The organism is Agreia sp. Leaf283 (assembly GCF_001422485.1).
Classification (GTDB): Bacteria; Actinomycetota; Actinomycetes; order Actinomycetales; family Microbacteriaceae; genus Agreia.
The window spans coordinates 582,403-608,882 of sequence record NZ_LMNF01000001.1 but is presented as its reverse complement, the minus strand read 5'-3'; the positions used below and the strand labels follow the sequence as shown (position 1 = coordinate 608,882).

Annotated in this window: 20 protein-coding genes and 3 tRNA genes; 15 read left to right on the top strand and 8 right to left on the bottom strand. The window is 67.3% G+C overall.

Annotated elements, in window-relative coordinates:
* Positions 1-364: 364 nt before the first annotated feature.
* Positions 365-2,011 (bottom strand): phosphoglucomutase (alpha-D-glucose-1,6-bisphosphate-dependent), encoded by a 1,647-nt coding sequence (pgm, locus tag ASF51_RS02725; RefSeq protein ID WP_055924820.1) that lies wholly within the window; start codon positions 2,009-2,011, stop codon positions 365-367.
* Positions 2,012-2,216: 205 nt separating this feature from the next.
* Here pgm and ASF51_RS02720 point away from each other — a divergent pair, with 205 nt between their 5' ends.
* Complete coding sequence (locus ASF51_RS02720; RefSeq protein WP_055924818.1) at positions 2,217-3,752, top strand: HNH endonuclease signature motif containing protein; 1,536 nt, start codon at positions 2,217-2,219, stop codon at positions 3,750-3,752.
* Between the two features lie 61 nt (positions 3,753-3,813).
* On the opposite strand, the gene ASF51_RS02715 is transcribed toward ASF51_RS02720, so the two are convergent.
* Positions 3,814-4,314: a hypothetical protein gene (locus ASF51_RS02715; protein ID WP_055924815.1), complete on the bottom strand. Its 501-nt coding sequence runs from the start codon at positions 4,312-4,314 to the stop codon at positions 3,814-3,816.
* A 97-nt stretch (positions 4,315-4,411) separates the two neighbouring features.
* Between ASF51_RS02715 and pheA the strand changes: the two genes are divergently transcribed.
* A complete protein-coding gene (gene pheA / locus ASF51_RS02710) occupies positions 4,412-5,374 on the top strand; it encodes a prephenate dehydratase (RefSeq protein ID WP_055924812.1) in 963 nt (320 codons plus the stop codon).
* An 8-nt stretch (positions 5,375-5,382) separates the two neighbouring features.
* Here pheA and ASF51_RS02705 read toward each other — a convergent pair whose 3' ends face one another.
* Positions 5,383-6,681, bottom strand: coding sequence for a trehalase family glycosidase (locus ASF51_RS02705; protein WP_157411977.1), 1,299 nt, complete (start codon positions 6,679-6,681; stop codon positions 5,383-5,385).
* Positions 6,682-6,743: 62 nt separating this feature from the next.
* Entirely contained in the window at positions 6,744-7,727 is a 984-nt protein-coding gene (locus ASF51_RS02700; RefSeq protein ID WP_055924806.1) for a diacylglycerol kinase family protein, read from the bottom strand.
* A 71-nt stretch (positions 7,728-7,798) separates the two neighbouring features.
* Here ASF51_RS02700 and serS point away from each other — a divergent pair, with 71 nt between their 5' ends.
* The 6 genes from serS (at position 7,799) to ASF51_RS19540 (ending at position 12,648) form a co-directional block, all read left to right on the top strand.
* The gene (gene serS / locus ASF51_RS02695; protein WP_055924803.1) at positions 7,799-9,061 is read left to right on the top strand and encodes a serine--tRNA ligase; all 1,263 of its coding nucleotides are present in this window, start codon (positions 7,799-7,801) and stop codon (positions 9,059-9,061) included.
* The gene (locus ASF51_RS02690; protein ID WP_235497109.1) at positions 9,058-9,906 is read left to right on the top strand and encodes an HAD family hydrolase; all 849 of its coding nucleotides are present in this window, start codon (positions 9,058-9,060) and stop codon (positions 9,904-9,906) included. Before serS ends, ASF51_RS02690 begins: the two co-directional genes overlap by 4 nt.
* 78 nt (positions 9,907-9,984) lie before the next feature.
* Positions 9,985-10,069: transfer RNA gene (locus ASF51_RS18915), tRNA-Ser, on the top strand.
* Between the two features lie 54 nt (positions 10,070-10,123).
* Complete coding sequence (locus ASF51_RS02685) at positions 10,124-11,428, top strand: LCP family protein (RefSeq protein ID WP_055924799.1); 1,305 nt, start codon at positions 10,124-10,126, stop codon at positions 11,426-11,428.
* 62 nt (positions 11,429-11,490) lie between these two features.
* Positions 11,491-11,579 (top strand) — tRNA-Ser (locus ASF51_RS02680).
* Between the two features lie 214 nt (positions 11,580-11,793).
* Entirely contained in the window at positions 11,794-12,648 is an 855-nt protein-coding gene (locus ASF51_RS19540) for a cupin domain-containing protein (RefSeq protein ID WP_235497108.1), read from the top strand.
* A 30-nt stretch (positions 12,649-12,678) separates the two neighbouring features.
* Here ASF51_RS19540 and ASF51_RS02670 read toward each other — a convergent pair whose 3' ends face one another.
* Together ASF51_RS02670 and ASF51_RS02665 are read right to left on the bottom strand one after the other, a co-directional pair.
* Positions 12,679-13,491, bottom strand: a complete 813-nt coding sequence (locus ASF51_RS02670) for an SGNH/GDSL hydrolase family protein (protein WP_082479490.1) — start codon at positions 13,489-13,491, stop codon at positions 12,679-12,681.
* A gap of 137 nt (positions 13,492-13,628) precedes the next feature.
* The gene (locus tag ASF51_RS02665; protein WP_055924793.1) at positions 13,629-14,645 is read right to left on the bottom strand and encodes a YafY family protein; all 1,017 of its coding nucleotides are present in this window, start codon (positions 14,643-14,645) and stop codon (positions 13,629-13,631) included.
* Positions 14,646-14,729: 84 nt separating this feature from the next.
* Here ASF51_RS02665 and ASF51_RS02660 point away from each other — a divergent pair, with 84 nt between their 5' ends.
* The 3 genes from ASF51_RS02660 (at position 14,730) to ASF51_RS19665 (ending at position 22,060) form a co-directional block, all read left to right on the top strand.
* Complete coding sequence (locus ASF51_RS02660) at positions 14,730-15,188, top strand: VOC family protein (protein WP_055924790.1); 459 nt, start codon at positions 14,730-14,732, stop codon at positions 15,186-15,188.
* 384 nt (positions 15,189-15,572) lie between these two features.
* The gene (locus ASF51_RS02655; protein ID WP_082479489.1) at positions 15,573-17,768 is read left to right on the top strand and encodes a metallophosphoesterase family protein; all 2,196 of its coding nucleotides are present in this window, start codon (positions 15,573-15,575) and stop codon (positions 17,766-17,768) included.
* Positions 17,769-17,869: 101 nt separating this feature from the next.
* Positions 17,870-22,060, top strand: a complete 4,191-nt coding sequence (locus ASF51_RS19665) for a metallophosphoesterase (RefSeq protein WP_055924784.1) — start codon at positions 17,870-17,872, stop codon at positions 22,058-22,060.
* A 110-nt stretch (positions 22,061-22,170) separates the two neighbouring features.
* Here the strand turns inward: ASF51_RS19665 and ASF51_RS02645 are convergent, their stop codons facing one another.
* Entirely contained in the window at positions 22,171-22,407 is a 237-nt protein-coding gene (locus ASF51_RS02645; protein ID WP_055924781.1) for a hypothetical protein, read from the bottom strand.
* Positions 22,408-22,568: 161 nt separating this feature from the next.
* On the opposite strand from ASF51_RS02645, the gene ASF51_RS02640 reads away from it, so the two are divergent.
* A tRNA-Arg gene (locus ASF51_RS02640) sits at positions 22,569-22,642 on the top strand.
* 87 nt (positions 22,643-22,729) lie between these two features.
* On the opposite strand, the gene ASF51_RS02635 is transcribed toward ASF51_RS02640, so the two are convergent.
* Positions 22,730-23,209 carry a DUF3817 domain-containing protein gene (locus ASF51_RS02635; protein ID WP_055924778.1) on the bottom strand — a complete coding sequence of 160 codons (480 nt, stop codon included), beginning with the start codon at positions 23,207-23,209 and terminating at the stop codon, positions 22,730-22,732.
* Positions 23,210-23,322: 113 nt separating this feature from the next.
* Between ASF51_RS02635 and ASF51_RS02630 the strand changes: the two genes are divergently transcribed.
* The 3 genes from ASF51_RS02630 to ASF51_RS02620 all read left to right on the top strand — a co-directional run bounded on the left by ASF51_RS02630 (position 23,323) and on the right by ASF51_RS02620 (position 26,427).
* Positions 23,323-24,588 (top strand): MFS transporter, encoded by a 1,266-nt coding sequence (locus tag ASF51_RS02630; protein ID WP_055924775.1) that lies wholly within the window; start codon positions 23,323-23,325, stop codon positions 24,586-24,588.
* A gap of 52 nt (positions 24,589-24,640) precedes the next feature.
* On the top strand, positions 24,641-25,600 hold the full coding sequence (locus ASF51_RS02625) for a Dyp-type peroxidase (RefSeq protein WP_200926076.1): 960 nt from the start codon (positions 24,641-24,643) through the stop codon (positions 25,598-25,600).
* Positions 25,601-25,815: 215 nt separating this feature from the next.
* Positions 25,816-26,427 carry a hypothetical protein gene (locus ASF51_RS02620; protein WP_055924772.1) on the top strand — a complete coding sequence of 204 codons (612 nt, stop codon included), beginning with the start codon at positions 25,816-25,818 and terminating at the stop codon, positions 26,425-26,427.
* The last annotated feature ends 53 nt before the right edge of the window (positions 26,428-26,480 follow it).

The window sequence follows — 26,480 nt, the reverse complement described above, 5'->3', positions numbered from 1 at the left end:
TTCCTTGAGCCTGTTCTCGTTCCCTGAGCCTGTCGAAGGGGTCCCTTCCGTTCCCTGAGCCTGTCGAAGGGGTAGCGGCGTGACGAAGGAGCCCGCGACTCGAGGTCACTTCCGCGAGCTGCCGCGTCGCGTAGCGCCGTCGCGCCCATCCCATCGCGCCGGGTGGGCTTGACGGCGCCACGCAATCGACGAGTCGCATTCGTGTGGCGCCGTCGCGCCCATCCCATCGCGCCGAATGGGCTTGACGGCGCCACCGAACAGCACCGGTCGAGCAACGACGACGAAGGAATCTGCCTGTCGAGGTCCCCTTCGACAGGCTCAGGGAACGACGGAGGCCGTTCGACAGGCTCAGGGAACGGCGGGGCTACTCCGCGAGGGCCTCGTCGACGATCGCCTTCGCCTCTTTCTGAACCTTCCGCAGGTGATCCTCGCCGAGGAAGCTCTCCGCGTAGATCTTGTAGACGTCTTCGGTGCCGCTGGGGCGCGCCGCGAACCAGGCGTTCTCGGTCACGACCTTGACCCCGCCGATGGCCGCACCGTTTCCGGGAGCGTGGCTGAGCTTCGCGACGATCTGCTCGCCCGCGACCTCCGTGGCGGTGATCGCGTCGCCGTCGAGTTTGCCGAGCCGGGCCTTCTGCGCCTTCGTGGCGGCGGCATCCACTCGCTCGTAGGCGGGCGAGCCGAACTTCTCTGTGAGCTCGGCGTAGAGCACGCTGGGCGTCTTGCCGGTCACGGCGAGGATCTCCGCCGCGAGCAGGCACAGGATGATGCCGTCTTTATCGGTCGTCCAGACGGTGCCGTCGAAGCGCAGGAAGCTCGCTCCGGCGCTCTCCTCGCCGCCGAATGCGACGGTTCCGTCGACCAGCCCGGGAACGAACCACTTGAACCCCACGGGAACCTCGAGCAGTGTGCGGCCGAGCTCGGTGGCGACCCGGTCGATCATGCTCGACGACACGAGGGTCTTGCCGATCGCGGCGTCGGGCTTCCAGTCGGCGCGGTTCGCGTACAGGTACTGGATGGCGACGGCCAGGTAGTGGTTGGGGTTCATCAGGCCGCCATCCGGTGTCACGATGCCGTGCCGGTCGGCGTCGGCGTCGTTGCCCGTGAGGATGTCGTAGTCGTGCTGGTGGGCGAGTACCGATGCCATGGCGCTGGGCGACGACGGGTCCATGCGGATCTTGCCGTCCCAGTCGAGGGTCATGAAGCCCCACTGCGGGTCGACCTCGGGGTTCACCACGGTGAGGTCGATTCCGTAGCGCTCGCGGATGGCCTGCCAGTAGTTGACGCTCGCGCCGCCCAGGGGATCGGCGCCGATGCGGATGCCGGACTTCTTGATGGCTTCCATGTCGATGATGGTGCCGAGGTCGTCGACGTAGTTGTTCATGAAGTCGTAGGTCTCTACCGCGCTGGGCTCTGCGCGCTTGACGCCGCGCAGGCCGTCGGCGAGAAGCTCGTTGGCGCGGTTCGCGATCCAGCCGGTGGCGTCGCTGTCGGCGGGGCCTCCGTGGGGCGGGTTGTACTTGAAGCCGCCATCCGCCGGCGGGTTGTGGCTGGGCGTCACGACGATGCCGTCGGCCTGCCCTTCGTTGTTTTCGGTCGTTCCCTGAGCCTGTCGAAGGGCCACGTTGTACTTGATGATCGCGTGGCTCACGGCGGGCGTCGGGGTGAAGCTGTCGAACTCGTCGACGAGAACGCGCACCTCGTTGCCGACGAGCACCTCGAGGGCCGTGGTCTGGGCGGGGCGGCTGAGCGCGTGCGTGTCGATGCCGATGAAGAGGGGACCGGTGATGCCCTGGCTCGCGCGATACTCGACGATCGCCTGCGTGGTCGCGGCGATGTGGTCTTCGTTGAAGGCGGTGTTCAGCGACGAGCCGCGATGGCCGCTCGTGCCGAACACGACCTTCTGGTCGGCGATGGAGACATCGGGCTTCAGGTCGTAGTAGGCGCGAACGAGCGCCTCGACATCGACCAGATCTTCAGGGAGGGCAACGGTGCCGGCGCGGTTTTCCATGCCTCACAGTCTGGCACCGGATGCGCCGGCTTGGCAGACCTTGCGTCTCCCGTTCCGTGATTCGTCGGGGCGCCATGGGGCGAGGCCGCGGCCGGCCCGGCTCGTGTCGGGCATGTCTCTCGTCATCGCCTGGGCAGAGCTCAGATCTCCTCGAAAAATCATTCGAACACTTGTACTATATAGCTCGTATGGATACCATAGTTATATGGAAGACAAATTCGACACACTTCGAGCGGTTACCGCGCAGGTGTCGAATATCCATGAGACGGCAGATCTTGCGTCGCTGTCATCCGAAGAAGTGAAGACGTTCATGCGGCTCGCCGCGCGATTACGGCAAGAAGCCGACCGGGTATTGGCCTGCGGGTCGGCCGAGATCAATCAGCGGTCTCGTCGAGAGCTGGGTGGGGCCGGGCTGGCAAAGGCCGAGGGCTTCGCCAATCCGCAGACCCTGATCGCAGCGCTGACCGGGTCGACAAAGGCCGACGCGCGAAAGATCGATCACCTGGGCAAGTCGTTGATGGATGCTTCGCCCGCGTCGTTCCCGTCGGCGACCGGTTCCGCAGACGCTGGCGCGGATGGGCCAGGCGAGGCTGGTGATGACGCCGAGCTCGGCGACACGGGGTCCGGCGACGCCGGCCCGATGCGGCCACCATGGTTCGCAGCGATCACGGAGCAGATGAGATCGGGTGCCATCACCCCCGATCGGTTCGAGGCACTGCGGGCCGGGCTCGGCAGCAGCAGCGACACGGTCCCGGGAGAGGCCCTTGCGGCCGCAGCGCAGCGCATCCTGGACTGCCTTCACCCCGAGGATCTACCCGAGACCGTCTTCCGAGACGCCGCGAACGCCCGCGCGTTCCTCGACCGCGCCGGAGTGGCAGAGAAAGAACGGCAGCAGCTCGCCCGGCAAGAGGCGAAGGTGTGGACCGACCGCGAGGGAATGGTTCACCTTCGCGCCACATTCGCTCCTGAAGATGGCACCTGGGTGAAGAACGCTCTCGATCTGGTGCTCGGGCCGCGCATCGGCGGTCCGCGATTCGTGCACGGCAAAGCCGCCGCCGCCGCCACAACGGTCGTAGAAGACGAGCGCAGCACAGAGCAGATCCGCGCATCGGTGCTGGTCGATCTTCTCAAGACCGGCGCGCTCGCCGACGAGAACGCGATCTTTTCCCAGAAGCGCCCGGCGGTGCAGGTGGTGGTCACCGCCGCAGAGCTCGCTCGCCCCAACGCTGACGGAGTCGCGTTCATCCAGGGAACAGGCATCCCGGTATCGATGAACATGGTTTCGAGGCTGGTCTGCGACACCGGCCTGGTGCCGATCGTGCGCAACGCCGATGGGTCGCCATTAGACCTCGGCCGCGAAGTGCGGCTCTACACTCGGGCGCAACGTGTGGTCATAGCGACTCTCCAAGGCGGCTGTGCCGCCCCTGGCTGCGACGCCCCGGCCTCGTTCTGCGAGGTGCACCATCTGCAGCACTGGAGCGAGGGTGGCAAGACCGATATCAACGACGGAATCCTGCTCTGCCGGTTCCATCACATGCAACTTCACAATGATGGGCACCGAATCATCAGAATTCCTGGCAGAAAGTACGAGGAGTCGTACTACTGGGTGCCGTCCGCACTCCGAGATCCGGGTCAGACACCGATCAAACTGAGATTCAGGGGCGTTGCGCGCCACAACGCCCAAGCAACCCACGAGCCGCACGAGGCCCACACCGTGCTGCCCGCAGCGAGGTCGCTCTGACGATGCTGGCCGGGCTGAGGTCTACCAGTGCGCCGCTCGAGCCGCGGCTGAGCCTCAGCTGTCAGCGCAGGATCTCCACGAGCAGGATCCAGGCGTTCAGCACCGACGCCATGAACACCACGATCATGCCGCCCGCCACCCAGTAGAGCCCTGACCAATCGCCGGTGAGCAGCATGACCGCGCCCACCAGGAACGGCACGATCTGCGCCAGCGAAAGGGCGATCTTCGGTGCCGGCGGGCCGGAGGCGTAGTCGGGCCGCCTCGACGCCTGCACCACTCTCCAGGCGGAGTCGAGATTGATGCCGAGCACCACCACCGAGACGACCAGGATCTCGAGGCCGACGAACAGGGCGCCTTGGCCCGGGATGAGAGCCACGGCGCCGGCGACCACGATGAGCGTGAGCGAGCCGATGGTGGCTCCGGCTCGCGACGTCATGCCCTGGATGCCGATGATCATCTTGATGTTGGCCGTCATGGCCACGATGATGAGGCCCGCCAGTGCCGCGCCGGCGCCCGTCGTCGCCACGAAGAAGTCGCTCCAACCCTCTGGCAGTGTGGTCATAGCGACCAGTGTGCCGCAGGCGCGGGCCGCTGCAACAGGGTCTCCGCAACAGGGTTTCCGCAGTCCTCTGCGGGAAGTGTCCAATAGGCTCTGAGCCATGTCCGATGCACCCGAGCCCGCCGCCGCCTCCGAGAGCTACAGCTACCTGGGTCCGCGGGGCACGTTCACCGAGGCGGCCCTCGCGCAGGTTCCGGATGCCCGGGGCAAGATCTGGCGGAGCGTCAACAACGTGGGTGAGGCGCTCGACGACGTCGTCTCCGGACGCAGCGTCGCGGCGATGATCGCGATCGAGAACTCGATCGAGGGCGGGGTGAGCGCGACCCAGGATGCGCTGGCGAACATCCCGAACCTGCGCATCGTGGGCGAGTACCTGGTGAAGGTGCAGTTCGTTCTGGTGGCCCGCCCGGGAACGACGCTGGCCGACGTGAAGGTCGTCAACGCGCATCCGGTCGCCTATACCCAATGCCACCACTGGCTCGACGCCAACCTGCCGAGCCACGGCCACATCCCGGCTACCTCGAATGTCGCGGCCGCCGCCTCGCTGTTCGACAACGACCTGGCCGACGCGGCCGTCGCACCTCCCGGAATCGTCGACCACTACGACCTCGAGGTTCTCGCCGAGAACATCGGCGACAACGACAACGCGGTCACCCGCTTCGTGCTGGTGAGCAGGACCACGGAGATTCCGCCCCGCACCGGCGCCGACAAGACGAGCCTCATCGTCGAGCTGCCCGACGACCGGGCCGGTTCGCTGCTCGAGCTGCTCGAGCAGTTCTCGACCCGCGGGGTGAACATGAGCCTGCTGGAGTCCCGGCCGATCGGCGACGCCCTCGGCCGCTACCGCTTCGTGATCGACGCCGACGGACACATCCTCGACGAGCGGGTGGCGGACTCGCTGCTCGGTGTGCGCCGCTTCAGCCCGAAGGTGATCTTCCTCGGCTCGTACCCGCGCGCCGACAAGGCTCCCATCGAGTACATTCCGCGCTACGACGACGACGTGTTCATCGAGGCGCGCGATTGGTTGCGCGGAGTGATCTCGGGCGAGCCCGACGCCTCGTAGGGCCGCTGCTAGAACTCGGTGATCGCCGTCTCGCCGCGCAGGTGGGCGATCATGTTGAGCGCCAGGAAGTTCCAGTTCTGGAACCCCTTCGTCATGATCGGTTCTCCGTTGTCGGGATTGTAGAACTCGTGCATGCTGCCGGTGCGCTCGAGGTCGCGCCCGAACAGCAGCACGGTCTTTTCGGCCAGTTCGGTCGCCTCGGCCTCGAACCCGTACTTCTGCAGGCCGCGGAACACCAGGTAGTTGCTCACACCCCAGATGGGTCCGAGCCAGTTCGACGGGTTGTTGGACGCCCGCAGGTTGTACTGCTTCTCGAGTCTCGAGAGGGTGCGCACGCCGTAGTTGGCGAAGAAGGTGCGCGGCTCGAGGTACCTCTGCCGCATGCGCTCGGCCTGCTCCTGCGACGCGAAGCCCGCCCACATGGGCATGAAGCTCGACCAGCTGTCGATGCGCAGCAGCAGTGAGTTCCAGGTGCGTGGGGCACCGCGGTGCAGCCAGTCCTCCGGGTCGATCTGGCGCAGGTTGAGGTCGACGCTGTAGTAGGTGCCGTCGCGCTCGTCCCAGCAGTGCAGGTTCACGGCGTCGGCGAGGTCCTGCGCGTAGCCGCGCCAGACATTCGCCTCTTTCACACGGCCGGCCTCCTCGAGCAGGTAGCCGAACGCGAGGAGCTCGCGGTAGAGCAGGGAGTTCAAGTAGATCGATGCGGTGCTCTTGGCCGGGCGGTAGAACACCGATGGGTCGTTGTCGACGCCGATCGCGAAGTCGCTCTGCCAGTAGGCGAGCCCGGTGGCCTCGTCGACATGGCTCTCGAGATAGCGCCGCAGGTAGGTCTCGATCGCGTCGAGGTGGTCTGTCACCCAGGCGATACTGCCGGAGCGCTGCGAGAGCAGCGCCGCGTGCTGGGCGACGATCGGCTTGTGCATGTTCTCGGAGAAACCGGCCGCTCGAGACGGATCACCGTGGATCATCGGGCCATCCGGTGTCAACAGGATGGGCATCACGCCGTCGTCATCGGTGTGATCGAGGAAGTTGAGAATGACGCCCTCCTCGTACTCGCGGAAACGGCCCCGCTCGTCGATGTCGGCCTCGACCTGACCGAGCGCGACGCTGATGAACCAGGAGTCCCAGTCCCAGAGCGTCGACGAGTAATAGGCGGAGTCCGCCGTGGCCGGAACCGTGTACGGGTGACGCAGGATGCCCGTGGGCGGTCGCATCATCTGGTCGCTGCTGGTGTGGATGTAGTCCACGATCCTATGGGCCAGGTGGTCGTGCATCGGATGCCTCTCGTTCGTCGCCTTTGATGACACGATCGTACATTGAAACGTTCCAACACGAAGGAGCAATTTGCGGATCTCATCCTGAGACGGAGCTACGCGGGCACCCTCACGCGCAGCGCGCCGGGCTCGACCCAGCTGTGCACCGCGGTGACCTCGCCGAACTCGTCACCGTCGAGCTGGAACTCCTCGGGCTCTGCCACCACCAGCTGCAGGTCCTTGCCGGTGCGGTACGTGACCGAGCGCACGTCCTTCGACAGGTCGATGATCTTGCGACCGGCCGCCGACTTGCGCAGCACCCCGTTCTCCCACGCGATCTTGTTCCACACCTTGAGCCAGCCGAACGGGCCTTCGGGGCGCAACGCCATGATGTCGAGCACCCCGTCGTCGAGCCGGGCATCCGGAATGAGGAGCACGCCGCCGGGCAGCACCCCGCAATTGCCGACCATCACGGTGTGCGCCGAGGTCGACTTGAAGGGGGAGCCGTCGATCGAGAAGCGGAACTTCACCGGGTGCAGTTCGGGCAGCGACCGACCCACGCCGTCGACGTAGGCCAGCCATCCGACGGCCTTCTTGAGGCGCGAATTGGTGTTGGCGATCATCTTGGCGTCGAGGCCCAGGCCGGCCATCACCAGGAACACGTGCTCCTGAACATCGCCGTCGGGTCGGGTGATCGCGGCGAGGCCGAGGTCGATGACGCGGTCTTTCCCCGCGAAAATGATGCCGAGCGCCCTCTCGGTGTGCGGAACGCCCATGTTGAGGTTGCGCGCCAGCAGGTTGCCGGTGCCGCTCGGCAGGAGGCCCAGGGCTGCGCCGGTGTTGCGGAGTCCTTCGGCGACGGCCCTGACCGTTCCGTCGCCGCCAGCCGCGATGACCACGGTGGCACCCTGCTCGACCGCCTGTCGCGTGAGCTTCTGGCCTGCTTCGTCGATCGTGGTCTCGAACCAGAGGGTCTTGTCGAACCCGGCCGTGGCGGCGGCCCTGTCGACCTCGGCGCGCAGCTTCGAGACGTCGACCTTGATCGGGTTGTACACGACAGCGGCCCTTCGGGGCTGCGCGGGTTCCTCGATAGTGGCCACGAGTGTAAAGCTACCGTCTTGTTCACCGTCGGCGACCCGGGCGCGCGTGCGACGAAAGGTAGGCTTGAACGGTGATCGATCCCGTACTGCTGCGCGAAAATCCCGATGTCATCCGCCGATCGCAGGCGGCGAGGGGCGATTCCGTCGACCTCGTCGATGCGGCCCTGTCTGCCGATGCCGCGCGGCGAGCCGCCATCGGTGAGTACGAGAACCTGCGCGCGACCCAGAATTCGTTCGGCAAGAAGGTGGCCCAGGCCGCCAAAGACGAGAAGAAGGCGCTGGTCGCCGAGGCCCAGTCGCTGGCCGCCGAGGTCAAGGCCGCGAGTCAGCGGGCGACGGATGCCGAGGGCCAGTTCACGACGATCGTGCGGCAGATCGCCAACCCGATCATCGACGGCGTGCCCGCCGGCGGCGAAGACGACTTCGTGACGCTGCGCGAGGTGGGCGACCGCCCCGCATTCGATTTTGAGCCGAAAGACCACGTCGAACTCGGCGAGACGCTCGGCATCTTCGACCTGGCTCGCGGAGCCAAGGTCTCGGGTGCGCGGTTCTACTACCTCACCGGAATCGGTGCGCGCCTCGAGCTCGCCCTGATGACGCTCGCGCTCGACCGGGCAGAAAAGAACGGGTTCGTCCCGCTCATCGTTCCCACGCTGGTGCGGCCCGAGATCATGGCCGGCACCGGATTCCTCGGAGAGCACTCCGACGAGATCTACTACCTGCCCGCCGACGATCTCTATCTCACGGGCACGAGTGAAGTCGCGCTCGCGGGCTTCCACTCCGACGAGATCCTCGACCTCGAGGGCGGCTCGAAGCGCTACGCCGGATGGTCGACCTGCTACCGACGCGAGGCCGGCTCGGGCGGAAAAGACACCCGCGGAATCCTGCGCGTGCACCAGTTCAACAAGCTCGAGATGTTCAGCTACGTGCTGCCCGAGAACGCCGAGGCCGAGCACCTCGCCCTGGTGTCGTACCAGGAGCAGATGATGCAGGACCTGGGGCTCAGCTACCGCGTCATCGACACGGCCGCCGGCGACCTCGGCTCGTCTGCCGCCCGCAAGTACGACATCGAGGCGTGGATTCCCACCCAGGGTTCGTATCGCGAGCTCACCTCGACGTCGAACTGCACCACGTTCCAGGCGCGCCGACTCGACACCCGCTACCGCACCGAGAGCGGAAAGACGGCCCCCGTCGCGACGCTCAACGGCACCCTGGCGACGACCCGTTGGATCGTCGCGATCCTCGAGACCCACCAGCAGGCCGACGGCTCGGTGATCGTGCCCGAGGTTCTGCGCCCGTACCTCAACGGGGTCGAGAGAATCGAACCGAAGTGACCGACTCCGCGACCGGGCCCGACGTGTCCGACCAGCCCGCGGCATCCGCTGATCGCTGGCTGCTCGCGCTCGATATCGACGGCACCATCATCTACGAGGACGGCACCCTGACCGACGCCGTTCGCGACGAGGTCGCCCGGGTGTCGGCGCTCGGCCACGAGATCATGCTGGCGACGGGGCGGTCGGTCGCGTCGACGCTGCCCGTGCTCGATCAGCTGTCGATCACGCCCGAGTACGTGGTGTGCTCCAACGGGGCGATCACGCTCAAGCGCGACCCCACCGCCCCGGTCGGCTACAGTCGCGAGTTCGTCGAGACGTTCAACCCGGGGCCGGTGCTCACGAAGATCCGCTCGCACCTGACAGAGGCCAGCTTCGCCGTCGAAGACGAGGAGGGCAACTTCTGCTACTACGGCGCGTTCCCCGTCTCCGTCGCCGACGTCGGCAGCCGGGCCGTGCCGTTCGAACAGCTGCTCGACATCGAGGCCACCCGGGTCGTCGTGATCTCTCCCGACCACGACATGGAGGACTTTCTGGCCCTCGTCGAGCGCATGGGTCTGCACCGCGTGAGCTACGCGATCGGCTGGACCGCCTGGCTCGACATCGCTCCCGACGGCGTGAACAAGGCCACCGGCCTCGAGCGCGTGCGCGAAGCGCTGGGCATTCCGCGCGATCGCGTCTTCGCCATCGGAGACGGACGCAACGACATCGACATGCTCACCTGGGCCGGCGCACACGGACGCGGGGTGGCCATGGGCCAGGCGCCCGACGACGTGCTGGCCGTGGCCAGCGAGGTGACGGCATCCGTTCACGACGACGGCCTGGCCGTCGCCCTTCGCCCGTTCTGACGGGCGCCGTGCTCGTTCCGAACCCATCGGTGGATGCGGTTCGGTTAGAATCGTGGCTTGTTCGGTTCTGCCGGGCAAGGAGGGCTGTCCGAGCGGCCGATGGAGCCAGTCTTGAAAACTGGTGGGCAGAAATGTCTCTAGGGTTCGAATCCCTAGCCCTCCGCGCATTCCACCCCGATGACCATGGACCCGAAACCATGGGCGTGAAAGGACCCGAATGAGTGCAGCCTCGTCGCGTCGACGCACGCTCGCGCCTCGACCCTCGGCCATCCGTCACGGGCGCCAGCGCACGGGCACCGTCTTCGCGGAGCTGTTCAGAGCCGTCGGGCTGGTTCTCGCCGTGGTGATGGTGAGCGGCGTCTCGCTCGCGGCGATCGCCACCTGGGACGTGCGGAAGGATCTGACCGTGGTCGCGCTCGCCGGTGAGGAGTCGGACGCTCCGCCGCCGAACATCGCGGCTATCGACGGGGGAGTGAACCTGCTGCTCGTGGGCAGCGACAGCCGCGAGGGCCAGGGCGAGGCATACGGTGACGAGACCTCGAATCTCAACGACGTGACCATGCTGCTGCACATCTCGCAGGACCACTCCAGCGCCTCGGTCATCAGCTTTCCCCGCGACCTCGTGGTGTCGATCCCCGAGTGTCCCGACGGCCAGGGCGGCACAAGCGAGGCGATGTCGGCGCAGCCGATCAACGTGACACTGCTCTACGGCGGCCTGCCGTGCACCGTGCTGACCGTCGAGAAGCTCACCGGGCTCACGATTCCGTTCGCCGCCGAGGTGCAGTTCAACGGCGTCATCGAGATGTCGAATGCGGTGGGCGGCGTACCCGTGTGCGTGTCGTCGCCGATCGACGACGAGTGGACCAACACGCACCTCACCCCGGGCACGCACCAGTTGCAGGGCATGGATGCGCTGCAGTTCTTGAGAACACGGCATGGGGTGGGCGACGGAAGCGACCTGGGGCGCATCAGCTCGCAGCAGGTCTTTTTGTCGTCGCTCGTGCGCACGGTGAAGAGCACCGAGACCCTCACCGATGTGACCAAGCTCTACGGGCTCGCGAAGGCGGCCACCGGCAACATGCAGATCTCGACCAGCCTGAGCTCGCCCGACACCATGGTCTCCATCGCGCTCGCTCTCAAAGACATTCCGCTCGAGGACATCGGGTTCTACGCCTACCCGGGAACGACAGGCGGGTCGGGTGTGTACGCCGGCAAGGTGCAGCCGATCGCGGCCGACGCCGAGGCGATGTTCGCGGCGATCCGCGCAGACGAGTCGATCGTCGCCGAGGCGGGCAACACGGGGCTCGGCGCGGAGATCGATCCCAATGCACTTCCGGCCGTGACCGAGGCGGCGTCGAGCGATGCCGCTGCGCCTGACGCCGGTGCGCCTGCCGCTGGCTCCGCTGCGCCGGCCGACATTGCGGATGCCGCGGCGCGGGACTCCTCTGCCACCGTCCTGCCGAAGAGCATCACGGGCCAATCGGCTGCCGAATACACCTGCAGCAAGGGCTTCGACTACTGATCGATCGGGCCGAAGAGAGACATTCGGCCGACGTCGGCTATGATTGCTGAGGCGCAAGCCAAGGAGACGTCGCATAGTCCGGCCTAGTGCACCACCCTGCTAAGGTGGAGTGGGGGAAACCCCACCGAGGGTTCAAATCCCTCCGTCTCCGCACTGATGTTCATCACTCGGTGAAACCCGCTCGGCCTTCGTGGCCAGGCGGGTTTTTGTGTATCCGCAGGGGTGCCTGTCACTGAAGTGGCGCCCGCGACCCGGCCCATGGTCTCAGGCTCCGGACAGCCCGGCGCCCGAAAATGAACTGCCCGCCAACAGCGGCCCCGTGGTCGACGACGCAGCCTCGTCGCGAAGGAGAGCAGGGAGCGTTCATGAGCGAACAGGAATCGCCGTCGACAGACATTCTCGCCAGCATCTCGAGGGCCGATGGAAGTCGCTTCGAAGTGCGCCGAGTTGTCCTGCCCAGCGGAACGTCGACAGGGTGGCACTATCACGATGGCTGGCAGACCGGCTTTCTGCTGCGCGGTGCGATCATCCACTCCACCGACGATCGCGACACCGTCTTCGAGATCGCGATACCACTCCTGGAGCAGCCCGCGATCGCCCACATCGCACGCAGCACGGGTGACGAAGAGGCGGAGTTGCTCTTCCTGTCCCATATCCCGGCGGGTTCCGAGGCCGCAGTGCCGTGCTCGCCGCCGAGCGAGCCCCGGGCGGGTGCCGCCGCCGAGCAGAACGCCTCCGTGGCGCGAGCGCCGCGGGCGGCCACGTCGTCGATCGCGGTGCCGCTCGGCAACCCGATCTTCGCTCAGGCATTCCGCTACACCGCCATGTACGGCCCCAAGCCCTTTCCCGAAGCGCTGCTCATCTACCTCGACAACGGCTCCTACAAGATCCTCTCTCCGGGCGAGGAGCACTACGGCAGCTACGTGTCGGCCACCGCGCTCGGGGCCGGTGCGCCACCTCGGCACGTCTCGTTCCTCTCGTGGCCGTCGCATGACTGGGACCGAAACGTGGCGTCGCACACGCTGACCTTCAACGTCGACACGGGCGCCTACATCCAGACCCTCGTTCTGCCGGGTGACCCGGTGCCCCACGCCCAGGCGGGCTATGCGCTGCCCATCGATGACCCAGCAGGCATCGACATGAGTGCGTCGTGGGAGCAGGTGCGCGTGACCTACGTCGAGCTGTTCGAGCGGCTTCTGGCGGGCGAGCACAGTCTCTGATGTGGGTGGCATTCACGTCATCGAGGTCTCTCAGGTCGCCGCCGCCGTGTCTTCGCGGATGGCCGCTGCGATCGCCGCCGCGAGCACCACGAGGCCTCGGGCCGTCGGGTGCACTCCATCGAACTGCATGAGCTGGGGCCGACCGGCGAGCGGCTGTCCGATGTCGAGATAGTGGGCGCCGATCGACGCCGACGCGTACTCGAGGTCGGAATCCAGGGCCGCAAGCTCCGGCGGCGGCGCATCCGCACCCCAGAAGGCGTTGAACGCGATGATCTGCGCATCCGGAAGCGAATCGCGAAGGTAGGACATCGTCGCGGTGATGTCGTCGGAGACCTCGGTGGGGTCTTCGCCGAGATCGTTGCTGCTGGCGGCGATGATCACGATCGACGGATGCAGCGCCACGGCCTCGACGGCCTCGTCCTGGAATGTATCGCCGTCGTCTCCGACCGCCGTGAAGCCGGTGCCGTCGCTGGCCAGGTCGGTGAGCTGCCAGTTGGTGGCCTGACCGATCAGCTCAGGCCAGGCCCGGCTCGGCTTCAGGCCGTGGCCGTCCATGATCGAATCTCCGATCGCTACGACGACCGACTTCGAGTCCGTGTCCGTGTCCGTGTCCGTGTCCGCGTCGGTCTCGGTCGTCGACGACACGCTCTGCGACGACGACGATGATGACCCCGGTGGCGACGTGCTCGGTGCCGCGGTGGCCGAGAGATCTTGGATGCCTCGCGCGGCGGGCATCGGATGCCCGGGCCGTCCCGCGATTCCGACTCCGACGAGGGCGCCGACAGTGAAGAGGGCCATCACGATCACCACGGCGATCGGCCATTCCCGACGCACAACAGACATCGACTGCCCTTCTCTCGACACATCGATGACCGTAGTCCGACAGCCCCACCGCCACCGGCAGTGCTGCTGTCAGCTCGCTTTGAATCGTCGGCGGCGACATCAGGATGCTGTCGATCACGTCTCGAAGACGTGTCGCGCTAGGTGCCCGAGCCCTCGCCGGCCCCCGCGCGCCTCGTGCGCTCCGCGATCGATGTGAAGGCCGCGCGCAACGCGGGCGGTTCGACGTCGCTCACGTCGAAGGTGAATCGACAGAATTCGGCGGCCAGGGCCTCCCATGACCAGGAGCCGAGCCGCACCCTGCAGCGGTCCGCGCCGATGGCCTCCGCCGATCCGTCGGCGACGTAGGGCGCGATCGTCGACAGGGGGCCATGAACGGTGGCCGTTCCGGTGCACGGCCAGACGTCTTCGGCAGTCGAGCTGGTCGAGCCCTTGAAACGTGCCGACAGATAGCGCGCGGGGTCGCCACCGGGAACCGATCTGGCGGTGAACGAGCGCCCCGTGTGGGTGCGGGGAGTGATGCGATCAGCTCGATAGATCCGCCATTCGTCTTCGGCGGGCGAGTATGCGATCAGATACCAGCGGGCGTTGTGCGCGAGAAGGTGGTGCGGTTCGACCGAGCGCACGGCTGGGGCGGCGGCGTTCGCAGCCCGGTCGGGCGTCGCGTAGTCGAAGCGCAACTCGCGCCTGGTGCGGATGGCCTCGCCGATACTCAGGAGTACGGCGGGGTCCGTCTGCACCGATCCGCGCGTGGCGGCAGGCCCGACCGTGTCGACGAGATTTGCGACTCGGTGGGACAGCCTCTCGGGCATCAGACGGCTCACCGTGCGGAGCGCTCGGTCGGCGGCCTCGTCGATGCCTGCGCCGAGGCCGCCCGCCGTGCGCAGGGCCAGCGCCAGCGCGATCACCTGCTCGTCGTCGAAGAGAAGGGGAGGCAGCTGACTTCCCGCCCCGAGCCGGTAGCCTCCGTCGGGGCCGCGCGTGGCGTCGATCACGTAGTCGAGTTCGCGCAGTCGGTCGATGTCTCGCCGCACCGTGCGCTCGCTCACCTCGAGCCGCCCGGCGAGCACGGGGGCGGGCCAGTCGCGCCGCGACTGCAGCAACGACAGCAGCGCGAGCAGGCGCTTCGAGGTCGAGGGGGATGATGCGGTCGGCATGCTGTCATCCTCTCGCACGAAGCGGACGTTCCCTGACTTGAACCGCTGAGACGCTGATCTCACCAACCCACGAAGGAGCACATCATGTCCGCTACGCCCGTCATCCACCTCAACTTCCGCGGCCAAGCCCGCGCCGCCCTCGAGTTCTACGCCACGGCGTTCGGCGGCCAGAGCTTCGCGCGCACCTACGGAGAGTTCGGCATGCCCGCGGGCCTGCCCGACACCGACAAGGTCGTCTTCGGTCAGGTCGTCGCCCCCGGCGGCTTCACGGTCATGGCCTACGACGTGCCCGGTCAGGATGCCGGTCCCGCGACGGGCTCGACGCACCGGGAGAATGGCACGACCGTGACCGATCAGTCCTTCTTCATCGCCCTCAACGCCGAGACCCTCGCCGAGGCCACCGGCTACTGGGCGGCGCTCGAGGCCGGCGCCACGGTCGTCGAGCCGCTGGCCGCCTCTGCATGGTCGGCGGGCTTCGGGATGCTCACCGACAGGTTCGGCGTGACGTGGCTGTTCAACGTGGTCGCCGGCGAGCAGGCCTGACACACCTGACACACCTGACCGCCGCCGACGTTCTGCAGGCGGAGCGTCGCGGTCGAGGTGCAGAGAACGGCCCTTCCGGTGGCCGACGAAGGGCCATTCTCTGCACCTCACGTGCGTCCGGTCAGACCGTGACGTTCACTAAGACGCTATAGCCCATAGTGGAGCTCCGCGCCAAAGCCGAAAATGTCCACAAACCCAGCTACGGGTGTCGGAAAACGCAATTCTCGTGGCCGCTTCTGAACAATAGACGAACGGATTCCCCCGTTCTTCGCCAGCCCCGCCCCCGTCGATAGATTCGCAGAGTCCGGCTGACCTTTCGTCAGTTTTCGGCATTCCTGCACATCCCGGCCATACCGGGGCAATCACTGAGGGGCATCCACAAGGATGAAAATCGACGTATTCTCGCGCGCGCTCTCGACGCGCTCACGACGCACAGGGGTGATCGCGGCCACGGTCGCCGCCTCGCTCGCGCTCATGGCACTCGGCGGCGGCATCGCCTCGGCCGCGGGCGGCGGACTCGCACCGCCTCCCGTCGCGCCGGCACTGATCCATGTCGCGTCAGCCGTGCCCGACCGCGTCATCCTGACCCCCTCGGAGACGCCGGCCACCACGCAGAACGTGTCGTGGCGCACCTCGCTCGACGTCACGACCCCGCAGGTTCAGCTGGCCACGATGACGGATGGCCCGATCACCTCGTCGACCACGATCGCGGCGGCCAGCACCGTCGAGATGGCCACCGACCTGGGCTACAAGATCAAGTACCACTCGGCCCTGATGACAGGGCTCACGCCCGACACCGCGTACCTCTACCGCGTGGGCGACGGGGAGACCTGGAGCGAGTGGTTCGAGTTCGCCACGGCCGCCGCCTCGAACGAGCCGTTCTCGTTCCTCGTGCAGGGCGACGCCCAGAACGACGTGAAGTCGTACGCCTCGCGCACGTTCCGCGCCGCCTATGAAGCCCGCCCCTATTCGAAGGCCGTCGTGCACCTCGGCGACCTCATCGACACCGATGTCGCGGATGCCGAGTGGGGCGAATGGTTCTCGGCCGCCGGTTTCGAGAACGCCTATCTCAACGTGATCGCCGCCCCGGGAAACCACGAGTACTACCCGGGCCCGCAGCTCAGCCGCTACTGGAAGGCCCAGTTCGCCTACCCCGAGAACGGCCCGGCCCAGACCCCCGAGCTCAAGGCGGCGTTCAGCGAGAACGTCTACTTCACCGACTACCAGGGCGTGCGGTTCATCTCGCTCAACGCGTCGGTCATCAACGGCCCCGAGCTGGATGCCCAGACAGCGTGGCTCGACCAGGTTCTGACCGAGAACCCCAACAAGTGGACCGTCGTCGCCTTCCACCAGCCGGTCTTCTCCGTGACGAGCGGACGCGACAACAAGACGCTTCGCGAGGCGTGGCTTCCCATCTTCGAGAAGCACAACGTCGACCTCGTTCTGCAGGGCCATGACCACGCCTACGGCCGCGGCAACCTGTTCGCGAACGAGCAGAATCTGCCGGCGGGCGCCGACCCGAAGACCAGCCAGACCGGCCCGGTCTACATGGTCACCATCGCCGGTCCGAAGATGTATGTTCCGGATGATCTGGCGACCAACAACTGGATCACGAACGGCGCGAACCTCCGCAGCACCAACGGCTACACCCAGATGTACCAGACGGTCGATGTCACCGCCGATGAGATCCACGTCGAGAGCCGCAAGGTCACCGGCGAGCTGTTCGACGGCTTCACGATCACCAAGTCCGACGACGGAGCCAAGCTCGTGACCGACGACCTGACCCCGCGCGACTCGGGTCCGGGTTCCGCCCGCACCACGATCAACGCGCCCGAGCTGCCCGAGGTCACGATCCCGTCGGGCGAGCCGACGACGGAGCCGACGACACCGCCGACCACCCCGCCGACGACGGAGCCCACGACGGAGCCGACGACCGAGCCGACGACCGAGCCGACGACCGAGCCGACCACGGAGCCGACCACGGAGCCGACGACGGAGCCGACGACGGAGCCGACCACGGAGCCGACGACGGAGCCGACGACGGAGCCGACGACGGAGCCGACGACGGAGCCGACGACGGAGCCGACGACGGGACCGACGACATCCCCGACCGGCGGGCCGACCACCCCCACGACCCCGCCGACCGAACCGACCTACACCCCGTCGGCACTCGAGCTCTCGGCAACAGGCGTCGCGGCGGGAGGATCGGTGTCTATGAAGGCATCGGGCTTCAAGCCGAACGAGGACATGGAGATCGTGCTGCACTCCGACCCGATCACCCTCGGCTACACGAAGGCCGACGCCTCCGGCGCGGTGCTCTACACGGCGCACATCCCGGCCGGAGCTCCTGTCGGAAAGCACACGATCGTGCTTCGCGGCCTCGAGTCGGGCGCGACGACCTCGGCTGACCTCACCGTGCTGGCGGTCGGCGCCCCGAGCACCGGAGTGAAGGACCTGGCGAACACCGGCGCATCCTGGGTCGGGTCCGCGATCTCCGCCGCGGGAGCCCTGCTCCTCGTCGGAGCCCTCGGACTCGTCTTCGTGAGCCGCCGCCGCCACGCGACGGGCGGCGCCCGATGATCGCGACCGGCGCGGGACCCCGCGCATCCGGTGCCCCCGCTTCGACCGCACCGACACCCCGAAGCACCCGAGCCACACGACCACCGAAAGGTTCCACTCCCATGACGACCTCGTCATCCCGGTTCGGGTCGGGCTTCCGCAGGGGCGTCGCCATCACGGCGGCGGTTCTGGCCGGAGCCCTGCTCGTTCCGCTCGGTTCGACCTCTGAGGCGGCACAGGCCGTCACGGCGACGCCGATCGAGCAGTACGGCCCGACCAGCGTGCCCGACCGCCTCGTGCTCACACCCTCGGGAGACCTCTCGAACTCGCAGGCGGTCACCTGGCGCACCTCGACCAAGGTCACCGCGGCCCAGGCGCAGGCGCAGATCCGCGTCGCCACGGCCAAGCCCTACACCGACGACTACACGGTCGTCGCGGCGTCGTCGACAACCACCGTGCCCACCGACAAGGGCTACGACGAGGCGTTCCACACGGTGAAGTTCACGGGCCTGACCCCGTCGACGCAGTACATGTACCGCGTCGGCGACGGCACGAACTACAGCGAGTGGCAGCACTTCACCACGGCGTCGGCCACACCCGACGACTTCTCGTTCATCTACCTCGGCGACGTTCAGAACGGCATCAAGTCCGACGCCTCGCGCGTCATCCGCAACGCCTTCCGCGACCGCCCCGACGCCAGCATCGTGCTGCAGGCGGGCGACCTGATCGACGAGGCGAACAACGACACCCAGTGGGGCGAGGTGTTCGACGCCGCCGGCTACCAGTTCGGAACGCAGAACTTCCTGGCAGCCGCGGGCAACCACGAGTACGAGGGCGAAGCGCTGTCGAAGCAGTGGCAGGCCCAGTTCGCCTACCCCGAGAACGGCCCGACCGGACCGGCCGAGGTCGAGGCACTGCTCGACGGCACCGTCTACTACAGCGACTACCAGGGCGTGCGCTTCATCTCGCTCAACAGCAACATCACGGATGCCGCGGCCCTGGCCGTGCAGACCGCCTGGCTCGAGAAGACCCTCGACGAAAACCCCAACAAGTGGACCGTGGTGTACTTCCACCACCCCGTCTTCTCGCTCGACGAGGGGCGCAACAACCGCGCGATCCGGGATGCCTGGGTGCCGCTCTTCGAGAGCCACAACGTCGACCTCGTGCTGCAGGGCCACGACCACGCCTACGGGCGCGGAAACTCCGACGAGTCGGAGCTCGGCAACCCCGTGAGCTGGAACAAGGACCTCAACTACGACGGCCCCGTCTACGCGGTGTCGGTCGTGGGATCGAAGATGTACAACAACACCGGCCCCCGCCTGTGGAACGACAACGGCGCGCACCTGCGCAAGCTCGGCGGCGGAATCGAGCTCTACCAGCTCATCGACGTGTCGGGCGACAAGCTGCGCTACGAATCGCGCACGGCCGACGGCGAGTACTACGACGGCCTCACCATCGTGAAGAACGACAGCGGCAAGGCCGTGACCGACGACACGGTTCCGCAGGTCATCGACGAGAACGGCGGAGAGCCCTGCCTCGGCTGCGAGCCCAACCCCGACCCGGGCGGAGAAGAGCCCGAGGAGCCTACCACCACGGTCGACTACCGCGTCGTCGGAGACCTGAAGTCCGTCGCCAAGCCGGCCGCTCAGCTGCCCGCGGGCTCGGCATTCTCGGAGAAGCGCGATCACCTGTTCCTCGGTGACCAGAACGGCCGCACGATCTTCGAGATGGATCCCGCCACCGACACGATCGTTCGTCAGATGACTCTGCCGGAGAACATCCGCGACATCGGAATCGACGACGCGAACGATCTTCTGTACGTCGGCCAGCAGAACTCGAACTGGGTGGTCGTGTCGACGGCGGATGCGACGTACGGCCAGGTCGTGCGGGGCCCGTTCCCGTTCGTGCAGTCGAACCGCTCCATCGACGTCGACCCCGTCAATGGTTACGTCTACGGCGCGATCCCGTCGCGGGGTGTCGAGGTACTCGATGCCCAGACCGGCGAATCGGTCGGCGTGATCAACGGAACGGCCGGCGCGTACTACGTCGCCGCCGACCCCGAGGGCGGCCGCGTGTCTGCTGCCTTCTTCGAGGAGACGGCCGATGTGAAGAACATCGCGGCGTTCGACGTGAAGAACAACTTCGCCCAGCTCTGGGAGCAGCCGACACGTCCCAACGCCCGCCAGCTCGACATCGACTCGACCCACGGTCTGGTCTATGTCGCCTACACGGGCACGGCGGCGGGAACCGGCGGGTTCTCGGTGCACGACATCGCCACCGGCAAGCGGCTCGGCGACTTCGCCGATCCCAAGTACGGCAAGGACGTCTACGGCATCTCGATCGACGAGGAGCACCAGCGGGTGTTCGCGTCGAACCGCGACTTCAGGCTGAACCCGCCCGGATCGGAAACGATGTCGGCGGCCGTCACCGTGTCGGAGAGGATCGTCGAGCAGGGCTTCGACTACTCGCCTGCCGGCCAGGTCGTCTCGGTTGCGAAGCCGGCGGCGCAGCTGCCCGCGGGCTCGGCGTACTCGGAGAAGCGCGACCACCTGTTCCTCGGTGACCAGAACGGCCGCACGATCTTCGAGGTCGATCCGAACACCGACACGATCGTTCGCCAGATGACTCTGCCGGAGAACATCCGCGACATCGGAATCGACGACGCGAACGACCTGCTCTACGTGGGTCAGCAGAACACCAACTGGGTCGTGGTGTCGACAGCGGATGCGACGTACGGCCAGGTCGTGCGGGGCCCGTTCCCGTTTGTGCAGTCGAACCGCTCCATAGACGTCGACCCCGTCAACGGTTACGTCTACGGCGCGATCCCGTCGCGGGGTGTCGAGGTTCTGGATGCCCAGACCGGCGAGTCGATCGGCGTCATCAACGGAACGGCCGGTGCCTACTACGTGGCCGCCGACCCCGAGGGTGGACGCGTCACCGCGGCCTTCTTCGAGGAGACGGCCGATGTGAAGAACATCGCGGCGTTCGACGTGAAGGACAACTTCGCGCAGCTCTGGGAGCAGCCCACGAGGCCGAACGCTCGCCAGCTCGACGTCGACTCGACCCACGGTCTCGTCTACGTGGCCTACACGGGCACGGCGGCGGGAACCGGCGGCTTCTCCGTGCATGACGCGAAGACCGGAAAAGTTCTGGCAGACCTGGCCGATCCGAAGTACGGGAAGGACGTCTACGGCATCTCCGTCGATGAGGAGCACCAGCGGGTGTTCGCGTCGAACCGTGACTTCAGACTGAACCCGCCCGGGTCGGAACTGACCTCGGTCGCGGTGACCATCAGCATCCGGAACGTCGGAACGCCGGTCGACCCGACGGACCCCACGGACCCGACGGATCCCACGGACCCGACGGATCCGACCGATCCAACGGATCCCACCGATCCCACGGACCCGACGGACCCGACGGACCCGACGGACCCGAACGACCCGGAGGGGCCGCCCACTGGACTCACCTATGCGCCGACCGCGCTGGGAGCGATCCCGTCGCAGACCGCGAACGCCGATCTCGACGTGAAGCCGGTCGGCTCGGTGGTCGACCCGACCACAGAGCACCTCTTCGTGGGCAACGAGCAGCGGCCCGCCCGGGTGCTGGAGATCGATCCGGCGACCGACACGGTCGTGAAGACGCACGCCATCGCCGGGGGAGAGGCCGAGGGCGTTCGAGACGTCGCGCTCGACACGGCGAAGGGCGAGCTCTACGTCGCCTACGGTGCGGCGTGGGCCGTGCTCGACGTGAAGGCCGACGCGATCGTTCGCGGACCGTTCGCCTTCTCGGCGAACGTGCGCGGCATCGACGTCGATCTCGAGGCGGGCCGCGTGTACGGTGCGACCCGAGGCACGGGCTTCCAGGTCATGGATGCCGTCACCGGCGCCCAGATCGAGACCGTGGCGACGACCTCGTCGACGTCGTGGAAGTCGCACGGAATCGCCGTGGACCCCACGACGAAGCGCCTCTACGTCACCAGCGAGGACACCTCGGGTGTGGACGGCGTCCGGGTCTACTCGACCGTCGACTACTCGCTGCTGCAGACGCTTCAGGTGGCGGCGCCGGATCTGCGTTCGGTGGCGGTCGACCCGGTCGCCCAGCGGCTGTACATCGGACACATGACCGACGCCTTCGAGAAGAGCGGAGTTCTCGTGCTGAACGCGGGAGACCTCACGCAGATCGCGAACTACTCGGCGACGACCTACGGCAACAAGGTCTACGGGGTGTCGGTCGATCCGACGAAGGGCACGGTCTTCGTCTCGAACCGCGACCGGTTCCCGACGGGCATCATCTCGCTGCAGCGCTCGCGCTAGCCGCTGCGCCCGGGGCGCATCGCGCCCAGTTGCCCGAAGTGGCCGCTTCCCTTCACGGGGAGGCGGCCATTTCGTGCAACTCGTTCGCGGTCGACGGGAGCGGTTCGCCTTCAGTGGGGGAGGAGCTCGCGCGCCATGGCCAGGTACGCGGGGCCGTCGAACTCACGGAAGAGCGCGGACTGGGCGATGTACCCCTGTCCCAGGCCCACCGCGATCGACGTGAGCCTCGTCGCGTACTCGCGCGCTTCGTCGTCGCCGAGGCCACGCTCGGACTTCGCCCAGTCGGTGAAGAGCTGCAGGTAGCTGGCCCGGGGCTCGCCGAAGACAATGTTCGCGCTCGCGGTCATCGGGCACTTCCGGGCCGGCGTGAAGGTGGAGGTCGAGAACGAGGTCGACCTGCCTCACGCCTCGACGAACGCCGAGCCGGAGCTGGCCACGGCCCGCTGATCACGGACGCTGTGCAGAAGGGCTCCGAAAGGCGTGCTAGGATTTCATCTGGTCTTGACCTGCGCCCTTAGCTCAGCTGGATAGAGCGTCTGACTACGGATCAGAAGGCCAGGGGTTCGAATCCCTTAGGGCGCACAGAGATACACCACGAAAGCGGCTCGCGAAAGCGGGCCGCTTTTTTGTGTGCTCGGGAAAGACTGCGCGACGGGACTGCTTCGGCGCTCAGGCCTCGCCGCCGGGAGGGCCGATGAAGAGCAGCGTCGCCATGATCGCGACGAGAGCCACGATCAGGCCTCCGGCCAGAGGGATGGGCCGCTGCAGCGCCCAGCGGAAGGCGCGGTCGAGCGGGCGCGCGTCTCGGGGGTCGTCCGTCGCATCCGTTCGCCATCCGCCCTCGAGGCTGCCTCGGCGGGCGAGCCAGCGCTCGACCGGAATAGTGGCGTAGGGCACGACGGCGGATGCGACGGCCAGGGTCGCGAGGCCGAGGTGCCACCGCTGGTTCACGGCCACCACGCCCGCCTGCAGCGCGTAGGCGATGAAGATCAGACCGTGGATGAAGCCGGCGATCGACACGGGCCAGTCGCCGACACCGACCGCGTACTTCAGGATCATGCCCACGATGAGCAGCGTCCAGGTGATGGTTTCGAGCAGGGCGAAGACGCGGAAGAGTCTCTCGGGCGTGAAAGTGCGAGCGGAGGCCATGCATCCAGTCTGACGCATCGGCATCCGCGCCCTCTGGGAGCGTGCGCCCCCGGCCGTCCGGGCGCGGATGCGCCGACATGGCGCGGACGTCGCGCGCGCTCTAGCGTGGACGTATGGCACAGCTTCCCCGCGCCGTGAGGCCCTTCGCCACAGGGCAGTACCGACTGCTCTTCGGTGCGCTCACCCTGTCGCTCTTCGGCGGGGGCATGTGGCTGGTCGCCCTGGTGTGGCAGGTCATCGAGCTCGGGGGCGGCCCGCTGCAGCTCTCGATCACGGCCACGGCCACGAGCATCGGCATGGTCGGTGCCACCCTCATCGGCGGTGTCGTCGCCGACCGCGTGCCGCAGCGCCTGATCCTCGTCGGCATCGAGAGCGTCAAGCTGCTGAGCATGGCCGCGGTCGCCGCGCTCGCACTCGCGGGGTCGCTCGAACTCTGGCACCTCGTAGTCGCAGCCGCGCTGCTCGGCATCGGGGAGGGCTTCTTCTATCCGGCCTACTCGGCGATCCTGCCGGCGCTCCTCCCGGCCGACGACCTGCTCGCGGCCAACGGCATCGAGGGGGTGCTGCGCCCCGCCGCGCTCCAGGCCGCAGGCCCGGCGGTCGCGGCCGGCCTCATCGCACTCGGCGGGCCACCCACCGCATTCGCGGTGATCGTCGTCGTGCACCTCGCCGCGCTCGCGGGCCTTGTCGTGATGCGCAGCGTGCCCATCGCGCGCGACCGCTCGGGCGACTCCGCACATCCGCTGGTCTCGATGTACCGAGACATGCGCGAGGGCGTCGTCTACATGGTGCGCACGCCCTGGCTGTTCGCGACCCTGCTCTTCGCCTTCGGCTGGGTGCTCGTGCTGCTCGGCCCCATCGAGGTGCTGCTGCCGTTCGCCGTGCGCGACCAGACCGGGGGAGGGGCCGGCTCGTTCGCGCTCGTGCTCGCGGCCTTCGGCGTGGGCGGTGCGATCGGATCGATCGTGGTCGCGTCGCGCCGGCTGCCGCGCCGCTACCTCACGGTGATGCTGCTGGCGTGGGGAATCGGCTCCGTTCCGCTCGCCGTCATCGGATTCACGAACGAGCTCTGGGTCATGGCGGTGGCGGTCTTCATCGTGGGGTTCACGGGCTCGGCGGGGCAGGTCATCTGGGGAACCCTGCTGCAGAGGAGAGTGCCGCGTGACCTGCTCGGGCGAGTCTCGAGCCTCGACTTCTTCATCTCGCTGGCGCTCATGCCGGTGTCGATGGCGCTCGCGGGGCCGGTGGGCGAAGCGGTCGGGCTGGCGCCCACGTTCCTCGTCGCCGGGGTGGTTCCCGTCTTCTTCGCGGTGGCCGCGCTGCTCATCGCGCGCATGCCGCGCGACGAGATCGCGCATCCGCTCGACGCCGAGGGCTGATTTTCGACATCCGTCGAGTCGCGCAGCTGGCGCGCTCGGATAGCGTGAGGGCGTGACCGATCCCCTCGGCGGCGAGCCGCTGCCCGCATCCCAAGCCATCCTCAATCCGCTGAGCGACTCGGCGATCTTCCTGGTGCTCACTGTCGCGCCCGGTAGGGAAGAGCTGGTTCACGACGCGCTCGGCGACGTCTCGGGGCTCGTGCGCTCGGTCGGCTTCCGCGTGCCGAGCAGCCTGCTCACCTGCATCACCTCGATCGGGTCGGATGCCTGGTCGCGGCTCTTCGACGGACCTCGCCCGAAAGAGCTGCACGTTCTGCCGGAGTTCCATGGAACGGTGCACTCCTCGGTCTCGACGCCCGGCGACATCCTGTTCCACATCCGCGCCCAGGGCATGGACCTCTGCTTCGAGCTGGCGAGCCTGCTCGTCGAGCGGTTCGGAGGGCCGACCGCCGTGGTCGACGAGGTGCACGGCTTCAAGTCCTTCGACGAGCGCGACCTGCTCGGCTTCGTCGACGGCACAGAGAATCCGACGGGCGCCCTCGCGGTGCAGAACGTGATCGTGCGCGACGACGAGCCGCAGTTCGTGGGCGGCAGCTACGTGGTGGTGCAGAAGTACCTGCACAACCTCACGGCCTGGAACCTGCTCACGGTGGAGCAGCAGGAGCAGGCCATCGGTCGGGGCAAGGCGAACAACGTCGAGCAGGCCGAGGAGAAGAAGGCCCCGAACGCCCACACGGTGCTCACCGTTCTGACGGATGCCGAAGGCAACGAAGAAAAGATCGTGCGCGACAACATGCCGTTCGGCCGCATCGGAGAGGCCGAGTTCGGCACCTACTTCATCGGCTACGCGAAGACTCCGGCGGTCACGGAGCGCATGCTGAAGAACATGTTCGTGGGCGACCCGGAGGGCACCTACGACCGCATCCTCGACTTCTCGACCGCGGTGACAGGATCGCTGTACTTCACGCCGACTGCGGACTTCCTCGACGATCCGCCGCCGCTTCCCCGCTGACGACCGCCCGCTGACGGGCGCCGTCTGACGAGCGCCGTCTCTCGACTGTGCAATTTCTGCTCGTGTCGGCGACGAGGACCGACGCTTTTTGCACATCCGCAACGGGCGTGGACGTGTGTCGAATGCACGGTTCGGTGCTTTCTCACTGAGTAGTGCCACTCTGGAACCCCGGCGCGACAGCGTCGAGCGAGTTGTATCAACCAGAGGGAGCTGCAATGGCTGAGAAGAAGACGAAGAAACCCGCGTCGAAGGCGACGAAGAAGTCGGCGACGAAGAAGTCGAACGAGAAGACCGCGTCGAAGACGGCGAAGTCCATCGAGCAGAAGCTCGAGAAGGCCGCGCGCGAGGCGATCGCCGCGGCGGAGACCGCCGTCAAGAAGGCGCGCAAGGCCGCGAGCGAGCGCTCGAAGGAGCTGCGCAAGCAGGCGAAGAAGGTCGCCCGCGAGCTCGAGACCGTGGTGAACGACGCGAAGGCCGAGGCGAAGAAGCCCGACACCGCGAAGCCTGACGCGAAGAAGCAGGCGCCAGCGAAGACACCTGCGCCGGCCACGAAGGCGACCGTCGCATCGGTGCCGGTCGCGGCCGAGCCGCCCATCGCATCCGCACCCCCGGCGACCAAGCGCGGGCTCGACCTGCCAAAGGCAACCACTGCGCCGAAGGCGGCACCGAAGGCCGCACCGAAGGCCGCACCGAAGGTTGCCGCGAAGGCCGCGGCGCCTGCGAAGCCGCCGACGCTGGTCGAGCTTCGCGCCCAGGCGAAGGCCAAGGGCGTCGTGGGGTACTCGCGCATGAGCCGCGCGATTCTCGTGGAGCGCCTGAAGGACTAGCGCCCGTACGCAATTCAGGAGGAGCGCGTCACCGAAGCCACTGTGGCTACGGC

Coding starts and splice junctions, on each gene's coding strand:
- ASF51_RS19665 (WP_055924784.1), top strand. CDS start 17,870: ATGACGACCTCGTCATCCCGGTTCGGGTCGGGCTTCCGCAGGGGCGTC.
- ASF51_RS02715 (WP_055924815.1), bottom strand. CDS start 4,314: ATGACCACACTGCCAGAGGGTTGGAGCGACTTCTTCGTGGCGACGACG.
- ASF51_RS02645 (WP_055924781.1), bottom strand. CDS start 22,407: ATGACCGCGAGCGCGAACATTGTCTTCGGCGAGCCCCGGGCCAGCTAC.
- ASF51_RS02660 (WP_055924790.1), top strand. CDS start 14,730: ATGTCCGCTACGCCCGTCATCCACCTCAACTTCCGCGGCCAAGCCCGC.
- ASF51_RS02630 (WP_055924775.1), top strand. CDS start 23,323: ATGGCACAGCTTCCCCGCGCCGTGAGGCCCTTCGCCACAGGGCAGTAC.
- ASF51_RS02620 (WP_055924772.1), top strand. CDS start 25,816: ATGGCTGAGAAGAAGACGAAGAAACCCGCGTCGAAGGCGACGAAGAAG.
- ASF51_RS02665 (WP_055924793.1), bottom strand. CDS start 14,645: ATGCCGACCGCATCATCCCCCTCGACCTCGAAGCGCCTGCTCGCGCTG.
- pgm (WP_055924820.1), bottom strand. CDS start 2,011: ATGGAAAACCGCGCCGGCACCGTTGCCCTCCCTGAAGATCTGGTCGAT.
- pheA (WP_055924812.1), top strand. CDS start 4,412: ATGTCCGATGCACCCGAGCCCGCCGCCGCCTCCGAGAGCTACAGCTAC.
- ASF51_RS02635 (WP_055924778.1), bottom strand. CDS start 23,209: ATGGCCTCCGCTCGCACTTTCACGCCCGAGAGACTCTTCCGCGTCTTC.
- ASF51_RS02720 (WP_055924818.1), top strand. CDS start 2,217: ATGGAAGACAAATTCGACACACTTCGAGCGGTTACCGCGCAGGTGTCG.
- ASF51_RS02685 (WP_055924799.1), top strand. CDS start 10,124: ATGAGTGCAGCCTCGTCGCGTCGACGCACGCTCGCGCCTCGACCCTCG.
- ASF51_RS02670 (WP_082479490.1), bottom strand. CDS start 13,491: ATGTCTGTTGTGCGTCGGGAATGGCCGATCGCCGTGGTGATCGTGATG.
- ASF51_RS02655 (WP_082479489.1), top strand. CDS start 15,573: ATGAAAATCGACGTATTCTCGCGCGCGCTCTCGACGCGCTCACGACGC.
- ASF51_RS19540 (WP_235497108.1), top strand. CDS start 11,794: ATGAGCGAACAGGAATCGCCGTCGACAGACATTCTCGCCAGCATCTCG.